General features: G+C 57.8%; 14 protein-coding genes. 4 read left to right on the top strand and 10 right to left on the bottom strand.

Annotated features, from left to right (window positions below):
• Window positions 1–35: 35 nt before the first annotated feature.
• From mgrA to CGLUCO_RS05370, 5 genes are all read right to left on the bottom strand, one after another.
• Entirely contained in the window at window positions 36–1,109 is a 1,074-nt protein-coding gene (gene mgrA, locus CGLUCO_RS05390; protein ID WP_034989650.1) for an L-glyceraldehyde 3-phosphate reductase, read from the bottom strand.
• 20 nt (window positions 1,110–1,129) lie between these two features.
• Window positions 1,130–2,446, bottom strand: a complete 1,317-nt coding sequence (locus CGLUCO_RS05385; RefSeq protein ID WP_005392230.1) for a YkvI family membrane protein — start codon at window positions 2,444–2,446, stop codon at window positions 1,130–1,132.
• 178 nt (window positions 2,447–2,624) lie between these two features.
• A complete protein-coding gene (gene gatB / locus CGLUCO_RS05380) occupies window positions 2,625–4,130 on the bottom strand; it encodes an Asp-tRNA(Asn)/Glu-tRNA(Gln) amidotransferase subunit GatB (protein WP_005396104.1) in 1,506 nt (501 codons plus the stop codon).
• A gap of 58 nt (window positions 4,131–4,188) precedes the next feature.
• A complete protein-coding gene (locus CGLUCO_RS05375) occupies window positions 4,189–5,544 on the bottom strand; it encodes an MFS transporter (RefSeq protein ID WP_005396102.1) in 1,356 nt (451 codons plus the stop codon).
• A 13-nt stretch (window positions 5,545–5,557) separates the two neighbouring features.
• On the bottom strand, window positions 5,558–6,313 hold the full coding sequence (locus CGLUCO_RS05370; protein WP_231286170.1) for a glycerophosphoryl diester phosphodiesterase: 756 nt from the start codon (window positions 6,311–6,313) through the stop codon (window positions 5,558–5,560).
• 381 nt (window positions 6,314–6,694) lie between these two features.
• On the opposite strand from CGLUCO_RS05370, the gene CGLUCO_RS05365 reads away from it, so the two are divergent.
• Window positions 6,695–7,207, top strand: coding sequence for a GNAT family N-acetyltransferase (locus CGLUCO_RS05365; protein ID WP_005396097.1), 513 nt, complete (start codon window positions 6,695–6,697; stop codon window positions 7,205–7,207).
• Here the strand turns inward: CGLUCO_RS05365 and CGLUCO_RS05360 are convergent.
• Window positions 7,188–8,249 (bottom strand): sialidase family protein, encoded by a 1,062-nt coding sequence (locus CGLUCO_RS05360; protein WP_034989636.1) that lies wholly within the window; start codon window positions 8,247–8,249, stop codon window positions 7,188–7,190. The genes CGLUCO_RS05365 and CGLUCO_RS05360 overlap by 20 nt on opposite strands.
• Window positions 8,250–8,421: 172 nt before the next feature.
• Entirely contained in the window at window positions 8,422–9,795 is a 1,374-nt protein-coding gene (locus CGLUCO_RS05355; protein ID WP_084036233.1) for a YkvI family membrane protein, read from the bottom strand.
• Window positions 9,796–10,053: 258 nt separating this feature from the next.
• Here CGLUCO_RS05355 and CGLUCO_RS05350 point away from each other — a divergent pair, with 258 nt between their 5' ends.
• From CGLUCO_RS05350 to CGLUCO_RS05340, 3 genes are all read left to right on the top strand, one after another.
• Window positions 10,054–11,610 carry an aspartate:alanine exchanger family transporter gene (locus tag CGLUCO_RS05350; RefSeq protein ID WP_232621859.1) on the top strand — a complete coding sequence of 519 codons (1,557 nt, stop codon included), beginning with the start codon at window positions 10,054–10,056 and terminating at the stop codon, window positions 11,608–11,610.
• Window positions 11,611–11,790: 180 nt separating this feature from the next.
• Window positions 11,791–12,471, top strand: coding sequence for a 6-carboxyhexanoate--CoA ligase (locus CGLUCO_RS05345; protein WP_005392214.1), 681 nt, complete (start codon window positions 11,791–11,793; stop codon window positions 12,469–12,471).
• Between the two features lie 123 nt (window positions 12,472–12,594).
• On the top strand, window positions 12,595–14,418 hold the full coding sequence (locus CGLUCO_RS05340) for a 6-carboxyhexanoate--CoA ligase (RefSeq protein WP_084036235.1): 1,824 nt from the start codon (window positions 12,595–12,597) through the stop codon (window positions 14,416–14,418).
• 176 nt (window positions 14,419–14,594) lie between these two features.
• Here the strand turns inward: CGLUCO_RS05340 and CGLUCO_RS05335 are convergent, their stop codons facing one another.
• The 3 genes from CGLUCO_RS05335 to gatA all read right to left on the bottom strand — a co-directional run bounded on the left by CGLUCO_RS05335 (window position 14,595) and on the right by gatA (window position 18,777).
• On the bottom strand, window positions 14,595–15,626 hold the full coding sequence (locus CGLUCO_RS05335) for a 6-phosphofructokinase (RefSeq protein WP_084036236.1): 1,032 nt from the start codon (window positions 15,624–15,626) through the stop codon (window positions 14,595–14,597).
• Window positions 15,627–15,834: 208 nt separating this feature from the next.
• Window positions 15,835–17,115, bottom strand: a complete 1,281-nt coding sequence (locus tag CGLUCO_RS05330) for an MFS transporter (protein ID WP_005392209.1) — start codon at window positions 17,113–17,115, stop codon at window positions 15,835–15,837.
• A 165-nt stretch (window positions 17,116–17,280) separates the two neighbouring features.
• Entirely contained in the window at window positions 17,281–18,777 is a 1,497-nt protein-coding gene (gene gatA / locus CGLUCO_RS05325; protein WP_005396076.1) for an Asp-tRNA(Asn)/Glu-tRNA(Gln) amidotransferase subunit GatA, read from the bottom strand.
• Window positions 18,778–18,780 lie beyond the last annotated feature (3 nt).

Raw genomic sequence — 18,780 nt, 5'->3', positions numbered from 1 at the left:
TTCTTCGGCCTTGTTAGTCTTCCGTTAGTCGACCGTTAATCGTCCGCTGACTTTGATCGGGTCGCCCCACCCCAGATGTTGATGCCGGCATCACTCGTAACCCTGTCAATGGTGTCAAGTTCTTCCTGGCTAAATGCCAGATTCGTGAGCGCATCCAGGTTCTGGTCGAGCTGCTCAACGGAGGAGGCTCCGATGAGCGCACTCGTCACAGTCTTCTCTCCGTAGTCTCCCTGCTTGCGCAGCACCCACGCCAGAGCGAGCTGAGCAATGGTTTGGCCACGCTTGTCCGCCAACTCCTTCAACGCTCGCACCATGTCTAGGTTTCGCTCGCTCAGCATGTCCTCGCTCAGGGACTTGTGACTTGCTGCGCGGGATCCCTCGGGAATGCCGTGGAGGTAACGATCAGTGAGGAGCCCCTGCGCCAGCGGGGAAAAGGCGATCACGCCGAGACCGTTGTCAGCTGCGGAGGTAAGAAGGTTGTCACCGCTATCATCCGGCTCCTCCACCCACCGGTTCACGATGGAATAGCTTGGCTGGTGGATGAGCAGCGGACACCCTTCCTCCCGCATGATTTCTGCGGCCTCGGCAGTCAGATCCGCTGAATAGGATGAGATCCCCACATAGAGCGCCTTTCCAGAAGCAACGATATCCCGCAGCGCGTACATTGTCTCTTCCAGTGGCGTATCTGGGTCCGGCCGGTGATGGTAGAAAATATCCACGTAGTCCACACCGAGGCGCTTCAACGACGCGTCGAGTGATGCCATGAGATACTTTCGCGACCCACCAAAACCATACGGCCCCGGCTGCATACGCCACCCAGCCTTGGAGGAAATAATCAGTTCATCGCGGTGACAGGCGAAGTCCTGCCGCAGTATCTCCCCCACGTTCGTCTCCGCTGCGCCCGCTGGCGGGCCGTAGTTGTTTGCCAGATCGAAGTGGGTGACACCGCGATCGAATGCCCGACGCATAATCGCCCGTTGAGTCTCCCGTGGTTTATCGTCGCCAAAGTTGTGCCAGAAACCTAGGGAAATCGCGGGGAGCATCAGACCGGAGTTACCAACGCGTCTGTACTCCATTGATTCGTACCTGTCAGAGCGTGAAGTATACATGTTTCCGAGTGTAACCACGGTTAGGACTTTTCGCCGTCAGCGTATTCCTCCGGATAGCGCTCTTTGAAATACTCGTCCGAGGAAAACTCAACATCATCATCCGAGTCCAGGCGGTCCGCCTCTTCTTGTTCAATAGCCCGGTACAACTCTTTATCCTCCACGTTGGAAGCACGCACTTCATTGCGCAGCTTGCGGCGTTGCTTGGAGGTAAAGCGCGCGCGAGGATCGAGCCGACGAGACACGAGGCGACGGATTTTTTCACGCCTGGAACCTTCCTCCGTTATCTCCGGCCGCGTGGCTACCCACGAGACGATAAGCGTGACAATAAGGAGGATGCCTACGTAGCCGACCAGCGGATACAACCAGGAGACGAGGGTGGAAAACGGAATGAAGGAAAAGACAAAACCAATAAGGGTAGAGCCGATCATGTAGCGACGGAAATTCTCTGGCTTCTCGGCGCTCAACCTCTTGGACAAGGCGTAGAACATGGCAATGGCCGTGTTGAAAATCATCGCGTAGATCACGATCGCCATGATGGTCCCCAGCACCGGATGAATCTGAGAAACGAGGGCGAGCGTTGGCATGTCAAAAGAACCGACATCGCCGATGTTGAAATACAGCGACAGTACGAGGCCCAGAAGGCACAATCCGTAAAGGGCGCCACCGATGATGCCACCTAGACCAGCGGCCTTCGGATCTGCACTGTTGCCGCCCATGATGAGCGCCATGGAAATCCCTACCATGAGGCACATGCCGACATAGTTTGCCGACGACACCCACCAGTTCGGAACAAGATGACCCGCTTGGACGCTCGCCGCCTGTGCGTCGAGAGCAGCGATGGAATCGGTAGGACTGAAAGCGTATTTGGCAAAAATGATCACCATGAACACGAGAAGAAACGGCGTGATGATACCGATGACGTTGGATACTTTATCTACGTCGAGGAAGCCAACGGCAATGACCAGCACCACCATGAGCACAGAACCTGCAATTGTCGGCAAGCCGAATTGCTGGTTGAGGTTGCTGCCCGCGCCCGCAAGCATGACGAAACCCGTGGCGAAGAGGGTGAGCATGATGGCATAGTCAAAAACCTTCGCAAGAAACGGGCTGGCGATGTAGGACACGACTGGCATGTGTTCTTTCGACTGAAAGTAGGAGCCGAACTGGAGCGTGACCATGCCGGAAATCATCATGATGAGTCCGGAGATAACTGCTGCTGCGATCCCCCAGTGCCCGAAAGCTCCGAAGTATTGCAGGATCTCCTGTCCCGAGGCGAAGCCTGCGCCCACAAGCACCCCGAGGAAGGCCATAGACATTGCTAGTGCACGTTTGATCATGTGTTCTCCTTTTTAGTGGGGCTACACACGCATAATATGCACCAATGAGCGTTGATTGCGACGATTTCAGCGCTTTATGCGGAAATTGCAATCGAACCGTGACAAAACACGATAACACTCCAAAACACAAAAATTCGCCTGCACAAGCAGGCGAATTTCGGGGCCGGTAGCTTTCCTCCTAGGAAAGCTTCTTGGCGATGAGCTGGTTGACAGTCTTCGGGTCGGCCTTTCCCTTCGTCGCCTTCATGACTGCACCAACGATGGCGCCGGTGACCTTCTTGTTGCCAGCTCGGTACTTCTCGACAATATCCGGGTTGGCAGCGATTGCCTCATCGACAGCCTTCTCAATCGCCGCGTCATCGCGCACGACCTCGAGACCACGCTTAGCCACAACCTCATCCACGTCGCCCTCGCCGACGAGAACGCCGTCGATTGCAGTGCGGCCGAGCTTGTTCGTGAGCTTGCCCTCACGGACGAGCTCTGCAACACGAGCTACCTGCTTCGGAGTAATGGACAGATCCTCAAGCTCCACCTCGGATTCCTTGGCCTTCTGTGCGAGGTAAGAGGTCCACCAGGAACGGGCCTCATCTGCCTTGGCACCAGCCTCCGTCGTTTCGACGATGAGGTCCAGCGCCCCAGCGTTGACGAGGTCGCGCATCTCAGCATCGGAGACACCCCATTCCTTTTGCAGGCGGTCACGCTTGACCCACGGAAGCTCAGGGAGGGTGGCACGGATTTCCTCAACGCGCTCCTTGGACACGATCACCGGGGGCAGATCCGGATCGTTAAAGTAGCGGTAATCCGAGGAGGTCTCCTTCGGGCGACCCTTCTTGGTAGAGCCATCCACTTCCTGGTAGTGACGTGTTTCCTGGATGATTTCCTCGCCGGCTTCGAGGGCTGCAGCCTGGCGCATCATCTCGTAGCGAACTGCCTGCTCAACAGAGCGCACGGAGTTGATGTTCTTCGTCTCAGTGCGGGTGCCGAACTCGGTGGCGCCCTTGCGCATGAGGGACAGGTTCGCGTCACAACGCATGGAACCCTGATCCATACGGGCATCGGAAACGCCGAGTGCCTTCACCAAATCACGAAGCGCAGCGACGTAGCAGCGGGCGACCTCAGGAGCGCGCTCACCAGCACCCTCGATGGGCTTGGTCACGATCTCGATGAGCGGAACACCCGCGCGGTTGACATCGACGAGGGAGTGCGTAGCACCGGCGATACGACCGTCTGCGCCACCGATATGGGTGAGCTTAGCGGTGTCCTCCTCCATGTGGGCACGCTCGATCTCTACACGCCAGGTGGTGCCATCGTCGAGCTGCACATCGAGGTAGCCGTCATAAGCAATCGGCTCGTCGTACTGGGAAATCTGGTAGTTCTTGGGCTGATCCGGGTAGAAGTAGTTCTTCCGGGCGAAGCGGGAGTACTCGGCGATCTTGCAGTTCAAAGCAAGGCCAATCTTGATAGCCCACTCGACACCAGTCTCATTGACAACGGGGAGCGCACCGGGCAGACCCAAACACGTGGGGTCGGTGTGCGTGTTCGGCGGAGCGCCGAAATCGGCGGAACTGGACGAAAACATCTTGGTTTCCGTCTGTAGCTCCACGTGTACCTCGAGGCCCATAACCGGGTCGAAGGTCTCCAAAACCTCGTCAAAATCCATGAGATCAGTATCCTGGTACGTCATAAGGCTCTAGTTTATAGCGTCGGCAACTTGTTGGTGCCCTCGCCTACCTGTTTCGCCACTACTCGGTTACGGGTTCGAGCGTCTCGCCATCGACCGCCTCCTCTGAGGTTCGCAGAAGAACCCGCGCGTTGATGCGATCCAGAAGAATGGCACAAAATGCACCAACAAGCGCTACACACAGCGTGATGAGGAAGATTTGTTGGTAGCCCACGTGTGGGGTCTCACGGTGAGATTCAACGATGGCGGCTGTCATCGGGTTTGCCCAGAAAATCGATGCGTAGACTAGGAACGAACCGACAGCCATCGCGGAACCATTGATTTCCTCCGGCAAGTGCAGCTCGGCAATCGGCGCGAGGATGACTGCTTTGCCCATGAAGATTCCGAGCGCCATGACCATGAGCAGGAACATGGCGACCCAAATGCTTCCCCCCTGCGGAAGGATGTACACCAGACCTACGCCGATGGCCGTCAGCGCGAGCGCTGCCGCCATCATTCGCGTCGAAGACTTGAAGAGATAGTCAGCAACAAGACCGGAAACAACACCGGCAAAGATACCGACAAGTCCGGTGTTGAAGATACCGAAGGCACCGGATTGTGCATCCGTCGCGTTAAACACGAGAGACAGGTACGGCGCAGAGGAATAGATGAGGTTGACGTAGCACCAGTAAACGCAAAGCCCAGCGATGCCGGCTAGCCATACGCGCGGGAGCAGTAGAACCTTGACCAGTCCTTTGAGCGCTGCGATATTGTCGGATTCTTCTGGGTTTTCTGCCTTGGCTGTCGCGTTCTTGGGGACAAACTTCAAAATGCAGAAAATAAGCGGGATGATAATGAGCGAGTAGAGCACGCCCATGATCGTCATAACAGTATTGGCTTGTTCAGCAAAGATAGCAAGGAGTCCCACCACGATCAGGTTCATGCTGAATTCCACTGCACGGCGTATCGACTCCAGCATGCCCATGGCAAGGCCTCGTCCTTGTTTATTGGCATCTTGAGACATGAAGCTCACGCCGTTGACCACGGCTGGCCAACCAATCGCATCCCACACACCCCAGGAGATGGCGATAGCCACCATCACTGAGAAGCTCAGCCCCGGAACGAGGAAGAGGACAAGAGCGGTTACCATTCGCCAGGCAGCCCAGGCGATGAGGATGGAACGGATGGTGAAGCGATTATTCACCCAACCGCCAGGGATATACAGGAACATAGCGATGCCCAGCCACCCCATGAGGATGCCGAACTGGTCGATGCCGATACCTAAGGCGTTCGTGAGCGGAATCATCAGAGATCCCTTGAACGCTTCAAAGGCGGAATATGTTAGTTGTCCCGCAAACACTACGGTCAAAAAGCCGCCAATGCGCCCCTTACGCAGGAATATGGGGAGTTCACTGTTCCTGCTAAAAATGTTTTTCACTTTTTTATCACCCCTATTTCTCGCTCACCGCACCGGTAATACCAGTAAGGAGCTGGGGACAATTGGAGATGACACCGTCCACCCCCCAGTTAGCAAGCTGGTTTGCACGGCCTGGGTCATCGACTGTCCAGACGTTTACTCCGAAGCCTGCCGCGTGGAAAGCGTCCACTCGCTCACGGGTGAGGTAGCTATCTTCTGGGTGGATGTACTCGGCACCGACGAGTTCCAGAATCGACTTCCAATCGTCATACAAAGCAACTGTCTCGTACAAGCAGCCGACGGGAAGCTTGGGCGCGCGCTGTTTAAACACGGATAATAGAACGTGGTTAAAGGAGGAAACAATGACCTTGCGTGCGGGGTCAAGGTTTTCCAGTTCGGCGATGACATTGTCGATGAGCTGCAGGGTCTGCTTTTTTCCCTGTTCGTTGGACTTGATCTCAATGTTGGCGTTGAGCTCGCGTTCGTTCATGAACTGTACGAGTCCGGAGAGTGTGGGGATCTTTTCCCCAGCAAAATCCGGCGAAAACCAGCTACCGGCATCAATGGATGCAAGGTCGGATGCAGCCAGATTGTAGTACAGGCCGGGATGGTTGGTCGTGCGATCGAGCGACGTGTCATGCATGATGATGGGGGTACCGTCCCCCATGATGTCCACATCAGTCTCGATCCAATTGATGCCATGGTCTAGAGCGGCTTGGAAGGCACTGAAGGTGTTTTCCGGTGCGAGAGTTTTGGTGCCACGATGGGCGATGAGAGTGCAGTGAGACATTGCACGATCCTCCTTCATTTTCTGATAATTCGGAGACTACCAGTATTGATTTAAGTAAAATTTGCTTCGATTTGGCCAGGTTGAGAGCAAATCACTTAACCTACACCCCTGACTACCTACGACACCGTAGGTGCCCCTAACCAGCAGACCATTCCTCATGATTCAGATCACTGTTGAATTACCCCATTTAGGGGGAAAACTATTCACATTCTTTCTCATCAAGACCCGAAAGGAGAACAGTTTTCAGACCGAACGCTACAGTAAAACGAGCGTCTTCGCTGACTAAGCGGAAGTCCTTCTTAGATTGCTGAGACGACAGGCACCTCAGAAAAGGCAAGGAAGACAAGGAAAAAACGACGATAAGAAAGTCGAGGGTGAAAAATGCCAACAGTGACCGTTTCACCAGCTGGTCCTCGGGACGTTGACGAACTCCAGCAGCTATCCATTGATACCTTCACCGAAACTTTCGGTCGTCTTTACCCGGCTGCTGATCTCGACTACTTTCTTACGACGACGTACTCGACCGAGGCGCTCGTTTCCCTCTTACGCAGTAGGAAACACTCGGTGTGGATCGCCCGCAACGGCCAGGTGGCCGTTGGCTATGTCCTCGTCGGCCCCTGTGGTCTTCCCCATCCCGATGTCACAGAGGGCGACGGCGAACTCAAGCGCTTGTATATCCGGGGCACACACCAAGGCAGCGGCCTAGGCGGTGTGCTCATGAAGCTGGGCATGGACTGGTTGGATCAGCACTATGCCACCCAGTGGCTCGGGGTCTGGTCACAAAACCTCGGCGCGCAGCGGTTTTATTCCCGGTTCGGATTCCACAAAGCAGGAGAATACCGCTTCAAAGTCGGCGATCAGCGCGACCACGAGTTCATTTTCCGGCGGGGTTAACCACCGGAGGCTTAGCCCACGTGCCTGCACCGCGCCTCGGGACGATGTCCTCGCCACGAGTAACGGTAGCGAACTGGATGGTGCGGTAATCGTCGGCTTCCCACGCCAGCGCGAGAGTGTCATCATCAAGTGGCGCTGCTACGGAGTAAGCCGTGGCACCGGTATCGATGGGAATTGCCGGCCCCCACGTTGCCCCCTCATCGGTGGAAAAGTGAAGGCTCAAGCGCCCGCGTTCCCGTGGGTGGTCGCACATGCTCGCCACAATTAGGCCGCCCCACCTGCACAGGCCACCGTTGCACGCCGGATCTGTCAGCGCCGGCACGGGTTTTGGGGAAGCAAACGTGAGGCCATCGCGTGACAGTGCTTGTCGACGCACCGGGGTCGCCCGCGCGTGCATGAGGATGTCTCCGTTTGCAAGCTCAACCACCTTGTTTTCGTCGCAGTCCGGGCCGATGAGCTCACCTGCGCGCCAGGTCTGTCCCCCGTCATCGCTGCGGGCAGCCAGCGCGAAGTTGTCCTCCCCCACGCGGGCGACAAAGGTCTGGATGAGACCGCCGTCGGACAGTGCGAGCCCATTGCCAGAGGAGGCGAACATGCCACCTACTGATTCCGGACGCAGGTCGTCCACCCGGTGGTGCTCCCACGTCATCCCGTCGTCCCGCGAACGAGACAGCCAGAGCTCAAGCCCGGGTTTTCCAGGCGTGGCGCTGAAGTAGGATTCCCCTGTTGACCCGACGTACCAGCACAGGATGTCGCCGCCATGACGTGTCGACGTACACACGAGGGAGGCATCCCCGAAACCATGCCCCGGTTCGTGGCGGCGTAGCGCACGCGGAGCCGACCACGTCTTTCCGCCGTCATCACTGTGTCGCAACGTCATATCAAAATCTGCCGGCAAATCCCGCCAGTCTTCTCGCACGTCGTACGCCAGAAGGATGCGACCGGATCCTGTCACGCACAGAGCAGGGATCCGGTAGATCGGCGAGGAAAAGGCCGAACCGGGAAATGGTTCACCGGCCGTCGCGATCGTCACAGTTTGCACTCGTCACCTCACACATAGATTGGTCTTACCTCATCCACGATGACATAACACAAGAGTTTTGTCGATGCTTTCTCCGTCATACAGGCACGAAAAAGCCGCCCCTAGGGGCGGCTTCAGGAGCACGTCCACGCTGGATGGTGCTCGTACTTTTCTGTTTATTACTCTTCTCTATTTACTTTTCTACTTTGGTGGAGCCGGTCGAGGCCCCATCTGCAGCAGGTGTCGGAGTGGACGGAGTGGAAGCGATATCGAAATCATCGAAGGATGCTTCCTGCCCCTCTTCATCAGCGGAGTAGTCGACATCATCGTCGCTATCGAGTGCCTGGACGACTTCCTCGGTAACGGTGTTCTGCAGCTCCTCGTTATCTACCGGGGACTGCTCCACGAGCTTGGTGAGCTCACGCTGCTCCTTGCGCGTGAGATCGCCCTTATCCGGGTGCTCATGCTTGTAGAACAGCTGGCGGATACGCACGCGGCGCTGCGCCTCAACGGAAATCTTCGGACGCTCACGCAGGTAGGCAATAACCAGCGTGGCAACGAGCACGACACCCAGGTAGCCAAGTGCCGGGTAGACCACGCCCATGAGATCCTGGAAGCCGATGAAGCTCACGGCCCAACCAATGATCGACGTAATCGTGAAGTAGAAGCGGAACTTGGACTGCTTCCCCGCTGCCAGGCGACGGCCCAGCGCGTAGAACATACCGATGCACGTGTTGTAAACCATCGCGTAGACGATGAACACAATGATGTAGCCTGCCCAGCCCTGCAGGTTCTGGAACAAAGCGAGCATGGGCACATCCGTGCCCACGATGTCATCAATGTTGATGTAGATAGAGGTTGCAGCCATGGCCAGCAGCAGCATGTACACCACGCCACCGGCCAAACCACCGATGCCAGCCTCACGGGGATCAAGGTAGTTACCACCGATGACGAGGACCATGGAGACACCCAGGATAAGCGCAAGACCCGCATAGTTAACAGCGGAAATCCACCACGGGGTGACAGGCATATTCGCAGTCTGCGCAGCCTGATTGAGCACCTCCGTGTCAACGGGAAGCTGTGTCATGGAGTACCCAAACGCGACGATCACCATGATGATCACCAACGGCGTGAGCGCGCCGATGACATCGGTGATCTTTTCCACGTCCAGGAACCCGGAAATGAGGACGAGTGCCAGCATCACCGTGGACCCAATCCATGCTGGCCAGCCGAATTGCTGTGTCAACGTGGATCCGGCCCCGGCGAGCATGACAAAACCAAAAGCGAACAGGGTGATGATCACCGCGATGTCCAGGAATCTGGCGACGACGGAATGCGAAACCGATGTGAACACCTTGTTGTGCTCGTCTGCCTGGAAGTAGCTCCCCAGCTGAAGGATGACGAGGCCAGCTCCAGCGATAATGACACCGGCGATAATGGCGCCGATGACACCGACGCTGCCGGCAGCCACAAAGTATTGGATCACCTCCTGGCCTGTAGCGAAGCCCGCACCGACCAAGAGGCCAATGAAGGCGAGAGCGATGGACAGTGTTCGTCTAAAAGACACGCATACCTCCGTTATCGGATACAGTAACGGGGGCAATTCTACACAGCTAACGTATTTTTTCTACGCGCTACGCTGCTATTTCCCTATAATTAGCGCCCCCTGTGTCCTGTATGGGACGTGTTTCCCGTGGACAACGGATCGAAGGGAATTGCTAGCAAATTCCCAGGTTTACTGCCTCTCTCACGTACTCGTTTTCCGGAATGGGGAAATCTTTGAGAACATACTTAGGTGATAGAAATACTTGCGGATACTCCGATCTTGACACTGTTTGTTGTGATCGCCTTGGGAACGGTCCTTGGCTCGATCCCATTCGGGCCGTTACGCTTCGGACCGGCAGGTGCACTTTTCGTTGGTCTCGCCGTCGGCGCGCTGGATCCACGATTAGGTGAGGGACTCGGCCTCGTACAGACGGTAGGCCTCGCCCTCTTCGTGTACACCATCGGCTTGGCAGCTGGTCCGTCATTTGTTCGCGAATTCAAACGCCAGTACAAACTGTACATCGGAGCGACGGTCATTCTCGTCGCGATGGCTGCTCTGGCCCTTGTGGCAGGTAAGTTCTTTGGCGTGGACGCGGGCATGATCGGGGGCATGTACGCGGGTGTGCTCACCGCCACCCCGGCACTCGCGGCTGCGCAGGATGCCCTCGGCGGGGCGATGAACCCAGCAGTTGGCTACTCCATCGCCTACCCCGTTGGTGTCATCGTCACGATGATCGCACTGACGATCCTGGCCCGTATGCGCTTCCCCGCGACAAATGACCCCGCTCACGCTGCCTCGGAAGGTCTCGTGAACACGACAGCAATCGTCGATACACCGATGCGCGTTTCCGAAATCCCCGGCATCGCGTCCGTCCCCGGCACCTATGGTGGCTCGGTACGCGTCTCCTATATCCGGCGAAACGGACACACGTCTGTCGCGCACCCAGCCCAGGAACTTCTTCCCGGCGACGCGATTGTCATCGTGGGCTACCCGGAGGCCGTGGACACAGCAGTCGATGCTCTCGGCCACGCCTCCGACCTCAACCTCACGGAGGATCGCTCCGAGGTGGATTTCCAATGGATCCTTGTCTCCGACAGCCGTCTCGCTGGCCGTTCAATCGCAGATCTCTATATACCGCTGCGCTTCGGCGCGATTGTGACGCGGATTCGCCGTGGCGACGAGGTGATGCTCGCGGAGGCTGAGGCGGAGGTGCAGCTCGGCGACAGACTCCTCGTCGTCTCCCCAGTGTCCGCCTTGGACTCCATCAAGGACTACCTGGGCAACTCCGAGAAGGAGAACACCGAGGTGGACTATATGACAGCTGGCATGGGTATCGCGCTCGGCATCGCCCTCGGTCTCATCACCCTGCCTATCGGCGGTGCAGCCGTTGCACTGGGGAGCGCGGCAGGCCCCATGGTTGTGGGCATCTGGCTCGGTTACCTCGAGCGCACCGGACCCTTCGTTTGGGGGATGCCCACATCTGCAAACCTCACCATCCGCCAGTTCGGTCTGGTCATCTTCCTCGCTACGGTAGGCCTGTCCTCCGGCCAGATGTTCGCGGCGACGGCATTCAGCGCCGAGGGTATCAAGGTAGGACTCATCGCCGGCGTGCTCCTCGCCGTCATGCTCGTGGCCCTCGCCTTCGTCGGTCGCACGCTGGGACTCTCCATGCCACGCACCGCCGGTGCCATGGCCGGCTTTGTCGGCCAGCCAGCGCTACTCACCCACGCGCAATCGCTTGTCGACGATCCCCGCACCAACTCCGGTTACTCTGCCCTCTTCGCCATCGCAATGATTATCAAAATCCTGGCGGTGCAAGCGGTCGTCATCATGTAACCCTCCGCACTCGTCCCCGTACCCAGCCCCCGGGCTGGGCTTTCCTTTTCCGCCCCACCGATTTCTCCGCCACCGACTTTCTGTTTGCTCGCTCCACTAGCCCCAGAAGGCGTGTTAATTCCACCACATCCCGCGTATTGTTCAACGACAACCATCGAGCAATACGTACACTAGAAAAATGTGAATGAAGAGTATTTTTCTGTCCGCATGCGCGCTTCTCGCGGTGGCATCCACGTCTCCGGCGCCGAGCGAATCACCCAGCAGGTCTACATCCCGACAATCACCTCTGCGCTCACATCGCGAGCACTCAACCACTCTTTCGGTGTCCCCGATGAAATCCACATAACTGTGGATCAAGTGCGAACCACGCCCCTCGTTCTTAACCAGCTGCCGGTTAAGAACGTGAAAGAGGTCGGTGATCTTCTGGACGGCCTTCCCGAGATCGGCCACCAGATCGCAGCCAGTGAAATCCGTATGCGCGGGGCAGCGCTCATCGATGTTCACACCGGCAAGCGCCTGGAACCTGACCCAGATAGAGGTATTCGCGTCTCTATGATGGACTGGGAATTCACGCCCATCACAGAGGAAGAAGACCACTTCCGTGAGTCGGTTGCGCTCGCTACCAAAGTGCACCACTGCCCCGGTATGGTCGCCGAGCTCGCTATCAGTGACGACCCCGGGTTTACCAGTGGCTATATTGTCCGAGACGGGGGCTTCTACCGCATCCCCAAGATGAAAGAGCTGGGACAGCGTGGCGGGGGTAGAGCGTTCTACCTTGACACCCACGTCACCACCCCGCAGGAGGCCATCGCCTACCTGGAGCATCGCCCAGTTCTCATCCGCGCCGAAACGGAAATGTAAGGCGGAAAGATGTTCGGGGCACCTCACCTGTCGGTCACGGGCCACCTTAAAAAACAGTATTCATGCCAACTCTTGTTAACTAATTTCGCTTAGCTTAAACGCAGTTCTAGTTACACTGGGTTGGTGACTCCTTTCTACTCCGTCCGCATGCGCGCATCCCGCCAATCCACACATATCTCTGGAGCAGAGCGCCTAACCTCCCACACCGAAGACATCCCCGGCATCGCCACCAGTTTGGTTACCCGGGGCTTCACCCACGAGCTCGGAACGCCCGACTCACTTACCCTCACCTGCGAGCAGGTGGCCTCCCCACCCAGGTTGTTAGATCCCCTCGCTGTGCAGGAACACGCTGGCCCCGAGTGCATCCCGGAGCTTCTTTCCGGCCTTCCGGAAAGCGGATGGGAGGTAGTCACCTCACCGGAGACGATGCGCGGGGCAGCGCTCATCGATATTGCTACGGGCAGACGGGTCGAACCCAATCACGAGCGGGGCGTACGCGTCACGCACATGGATTGGGCCGAGCTCACTCACGGGGTCCAGGCAAAGGCAACAAAGGACCACTTCCGCGAGGCTCTTGTCTTGGCCACAAAAACGCTGTCTTGTCCTGGGATCGTTGCAGAACTCTGCGTTTCAGACGACACGAGCTACACCACCGGCTATATTGCCCGCGACGGTGTGTACCACCGAATTCCCCGCATCGCACCTGGCGCACGTGGTGGCCGGGCGTTCTTCGTCGACCTAACGCAGGCAAGTGTCGAACAAATTATCGCTTACCTCGAGCACGAGCCGGTACTCGTGCGCACACCACCGCCCCAGCCGACCTCATTAACTGACGAGCTCCATTCCCGTAACAAGACGTGGCGGTCAAGCGGACTGTCCCGCTCGGAGCACGTGTTTACCACGGGCCAGGACACGGAGTGCATCGTGGACGGGAAGAACTACACACTGTTCTCTTCCTCAAACTATCTGGGCCTTGCGACACACCCGGAGGTAGTCCGAGCCAGCACGGACGCGCTCCATCGCTACGGTGCGGGATCTGGAGGATCCAGGCTGACTACAGGTACAACACACCTGCACACGCGGTTGGAAGAAGAACTTGCTTCCTGGCTGGGCTATCCGGAGTGTGTCCTGTTTGCCACCGGCTACCAGGCCAATGTCGGACTGCTTCAGTCACTGGGTGAGCTTTCCCCCACTTTCTATTCCGACGCGGCCAACCACGCCTCGCTTATCGACGGCCTCTCCCTCGCTCGCCGCAAAGGGGCCACCATGCACGTCTACGCGCACGGTGGGGTGCCAGAAAAGGTTTCCGGGCGACTCCCCCTCGTCGTTACCGACGGTCTCTTCTCCATGGGAGGAGACATCGCCGATCTTCCTGGATTACATGACTGCGGTGCGCCACTTATCGTCGACGATGCGCACGGGCTGGGCACGCTCGGAGACACGGGCAGAGGCGCAGCCGAGCTCACCGGTGTGCGCCCGGAGATCCTCGTCGGGACGCTGTCCAAGGCTTTCGGCTCCGAGGGCGGCTTCGTATGTTGCGACAAAGAGCTAGGCATGTATTTGCGCAACCACGCGCGCAGCTACGTTTACTCCACTGCGCTTTCCGCAGGAGTGGTAGCCGCAAGCCTCACGGCACTGCGACTGATCCAGGAATCTGACGTTGTGGCGATACTCCATTCAAACATCGAATACGCACGCACTGCCCTCGATGCCTCCAAAGCGGGACCAATGACACCGATTATTCCCGTCACGATTGGCGACGAGCGCAATGCCGTCCGCGTTGCAGATTTTCTCCGTGAGCACGGCGTGTGGGCACCAGCTATGCGCTACCCCACGGTGCCACGAGGCGAGGCGATCATCCGCGTAACGGTCTCTGCGGCGCACACGCACAGTCAGATCGACCGGCTTGCCGAACTCCTCAGGACTGCGACCACACCGCGACGATAGGCGTCGACAAGCAAAACACCCACGGGATGAATCCTGTGGGTGTCTATAATCTCCTGCAGGGGAATCTCCTGCAGGGTCCCACAACCCGTGGGTGCCAAAGAAACCTACGGATGGGGGCATGGCCCCATGCGAGCGACATGGACTACAAGAGAAACCCAGCCGCCAGAATCGCTGTTCTACCCGAAGAGTGCCTGTGCAGTAGCGTAACGGCTCAAAGGCACGGACTTCAACGTACCCACAGCCTCCTGCAAATCAATCAACTCAATATGCTCACCATGGAGCGCAACACACTTACCAGACTCCCCCTTATGAGCAGCACGAGCAGCAGCCACACCATAACGAGTCGCAAGCACACGATCGAACGCCGTCGGCGTACCACCACGCTGAATATGACCCAAAACCATCGTCCGCACATCATGGCCTAGGCGCTTATGAATCTCGTCACCAATCACCTGGCCGATACCATTGAAGGTCTTATGCCCAAACTCGTCCTCTTCCCCCTCCTTGAAATCCATCGTCCCCTCCCTAGGCAAAGCGCCCTCAGCAACACAAATAATGCCGTACTTCTCCCCCATCTGGAACCGGCGCTCCATCGCCTTGCAGATGTCATTGATATCGAAGGGGTACTCGGGGATAACGGTGTAGTGTGCGCCACCTGCCATGCCGGCGTGCAAAGCGATCCAGCCTACGTGGCGTCCCATTACCTCCATGATCATCACGCGGTTGTGGGACTCAGCCGTCGTATGCAAGCGGTCAATAGCCTCTGTCGCCACTGATACTGCGGTGTCAAAACCGAAGGTGTAGTCTGTGCCGTTCACATCGTTATCGATGGTCTTCGGCACACCTATAACCGGAATGCCATTGTCAGCGAGGAACTGTGCACCCTTGAGGGTGCCCTCACCGCCGATCGGAATGAGCGCATCGACCTCGGCCTCGCGGAGGTTTTCCTTGATCTGGGCGATGCCTGCTTTGAACTTTTCGGGGTGCAGGCGACCGGTACCAAGAATGGTGCCGCCACGAAGAAGGATCTTGTCGATGTTGTCGTCGTCGTAAAGCTGGACTCGGCGATCTTCCATCAAGCCGACCCAGCCATCCTGATAGCCAACCACAGTCGAGCCGAATTCTGAGCTCGCCGTACGGACGATACCTCGGATCACGGCGTTCAGGCCGGGACAGTCACCACCAGAAGTCAAAGTAGCAATACGCATAGACCCGATATTAGCGAACCTCAAGGAATTTGGAGAGTTGAGGCGAACCATCGCAGGTCAGCAAATTGCGCCCGCCCGTGCATAACCAAAAACGCGGAGTCGTTATTTGTTTTTGGTTACCCCGTTTTGGCTGTTAATTGCCATGCTCCACCGGATCACCCGTATCGCTCACCGTCGATCACCGTTTCCCACCGTTTCCCACCGTCGGTCACTGCCTCTCATGGTCTCCGCAATCCACCCCGTCTGCGTGAACCGTCCTCCCCTCGTTGTTCGCGTTTGCGTATCGAGGAAGCACCGCCCAGCCCCGGGCTATGGACCAGGAGCCAACACCCAAAAATACCAAGCTCAGCACAATGCAGACGTGGTAGATATTCAACCAATGGAGCAGCCCCGTGACAATGACTAATCCGATCGGAGCCGCGAACATTCCGAGAGCGTTAAAAAGTGAGAAGGCTCGGCCACGAACGTCATTTGCGACACCCTCCGTGACGATCACCATTATCATCGGGGCGAACAGCCCACCTCCGATGCCCGCGATCACCATGCCGACCATCGCTGTCCAGTTCAACTGGATCACGGTGAAAAACAGCATGCCGACGATCTCCAGCCCCGCAGCTACAGCCCACATCGCGCGCCGGCGCTGCGTACCTCTCCACGCCACATAAGCCCCTCCAACGATTTCTCCCACCGCGTAGGCACTCATTGTGATGCCGAGGAGCCCTGGACGGTCGATCGACTGGAAGTGCGCCGGCAACAACACTGCCAACAACGGTGCCACGCAGACGGTGGATGCCAATGACACGACGGCGATGAGTCTAATCGCTGGCACAGCAAGGATCCGCTTCCACGATCCTAGGGAACCACGCAGTGTTTCCCCTTCCCCTGCGGCTGCTGAGGTACCGACGGGTAGAAGCGTCGTCAGGCCAGCTGCAGCGAAGGAGCAAATTGCCGTGATCCACAACACGTCTGTCATGTTTAGGGTGCTGAGTAGGACACCGGCGAGTGCGGGTCCCACGAGGAAACCGAAGCTCGCGATCGTCTGGTTAACTCCAGAGAGCCTGTCGAGGGTCATTTTCTCCGTTACGACATCGCCCACAAGCGCCGAACGTGCGCTCATTCCAGGGACATCGCCCACGGCCCCGAAGATCCCCAAAGCAATGAACCACCCCAGCGACAGGTCAGCCACATGGTCCACCATGATGAGCAGCACGATGGACAGTGCTGAGACCACATCGGAAACAACGGACATCGGCTTCCTGCCTACGGTATCAACCAGATGCCCGCCGACAAACGCAAAGATGAGAGACGGAACTGCAATCGCGGTAGCGACGATCCCCGCTGCCGCCGGATTGCCCGAGCGTTCAAGGACCATCCACGGCCACACAATACTCGCCACCGCGTTGCCGAGAATCGACATCGCTGCGGATGCGAGATACACGTACGGAGTGATAGCGGGGACAGCAACGTGTCCGGGGGCTCCCTGAGTCATTCCTACGAGTGTAATAGCCCTCCTTGGTACTTGCTTATAAGCCCTTACTTCAGAGCCACAGTGGCTGAGCGCGCGTCAGACTCCAGTCCGTCACTCAAATACCAAAGGTACAGAAAGCAAAACGGATCCCACTGCGCTTGAACTGCGGGATCCGTTTTGAGAACTTTAGCTACGTGCTGCTTCGAATGCGGCACCAACCTTGTACAGGCGATCATCCTTGAACGCCGGGGCCATGATCTGCAAACCAACCGGGAGGTTCGTGTCGCTTGCCAGGCCAGCCGGAACACTCATACCACCGAGACCTGCGAGGTTCAGCGGCAGCGTGAACAGGTCGAAGTTGTACATGGCCAGCGGATCGTTCACCTTCTCGCCGAGGGCAAACGCCGTGGTCGGTGTCACAGGCGCGACGAGAACTTCGGCTTGTTCGTATGCCTTAGCAAAGTCCTGCGCGATCAGCGCACGCACACGCTGAGCCTTGAGGTAGTAGGCATCGTAGTAGCCAACAGACAGCGTGTAGGTGCCAGCGAGGATACGGCGCTTCACCTCCGGGCCGAAGCCTGCGGCGCGGGAGATGCTCATCACCTCAGCAGCGGAGTGCTTTCCATCGTCGCCCTCACGCAGGCCGTACCGCATGCCGTCGAAACGGGCAAGGTTCGAGGAAATCTCCGAGAACTGAATGAGGTAATACGTGCCGATGGCATCGTCGAAGTGCGGACAGTCGACCTCGACGATATCTGCGCCGAGACCCCGCAACTTCTCCATAGACTGCTGGAAGTTTTCCAGCACACCGGGCTGGTAGCCTTCGCGAACGAACTGCTTAACCACGCCGACTTTCACGCCGCTGAGGTCACCCTTTGCGCCCTCGCGAGCTGCACCAACGACATCCGGAACGGGCGTATCAACGGTCGTTGCATCGTGCGGGTCAACGCCTGCAATGACTTCGTGCAGCAGCGCGGTGTCCAGCACCGTGCGCGCGCAGGGGCCACCCTGATCGAGGGAAGACGCACAGGCGACGAGGCCGTAACGCGACACGCCACCGTAGGTGGGCTTCACGCCCACGGTGCCTGTCAACGCTGCGGGCTGACGAATGGAACCGCCCGTGTCCGTTCCGATACCGATCGGGGCTTCGCCGGAAGCTAGTGCTGCAGCGGTGCCGCCACCGGAGCCACCCGGGGTACGCGTGCGGTCCCAGGGGTTTTTGGTGACATGGTAAGCAGAGTTCTCGGTGGAGGAGCCCATCGCAAACTCGTCCATGTTCGTCTTGCCCAGGATCGGAATACCAGCGCCGCGAATCTTCGTTACGACGGTGGCATCGTAAGGACTCATGTAGCCCTCAAGCATCTTGGATGCACATGTCGTCGGCGCGTCAGTGGTGACAAAGACATCCTTGAGTGCCAGCGGCACACCGGCGAGAGGAGACGCGGGCTTTTCTCCCTTGTCCAGGGACTCGTCTACTGCACGGGCAGCAGCAAGTGCCTCATCGGCACCGACGTGGAGGAAGGCCCCGAGCTCCTCGTCAACCTCGGCAATGCGGTCGAGGTGAGCCTGGGTTGCTTCCACGGAGCTAACTTCACGGCTATGAATCTTCTCCGCGAGCTCGGAGGCGCTCAGGGAGGTCAGACCCGTGGTGGATTCTGCAAGAAAAGTATTATCTGTGCTCATAAC

Source organism: Corynebacterium glucuronolyticum DSM 44120 (assembly GCF_030440595.1).
GTDB lineage: Bacteria > Actinomycetota > Actinomycetes > Mycobacteriales > Mycobacteriaceae > Corynebacterium > Corynebacterium glucuronolyticum.
This window is presented reverse-complemented; position numbering and strand designations above follow the sequence as displayed.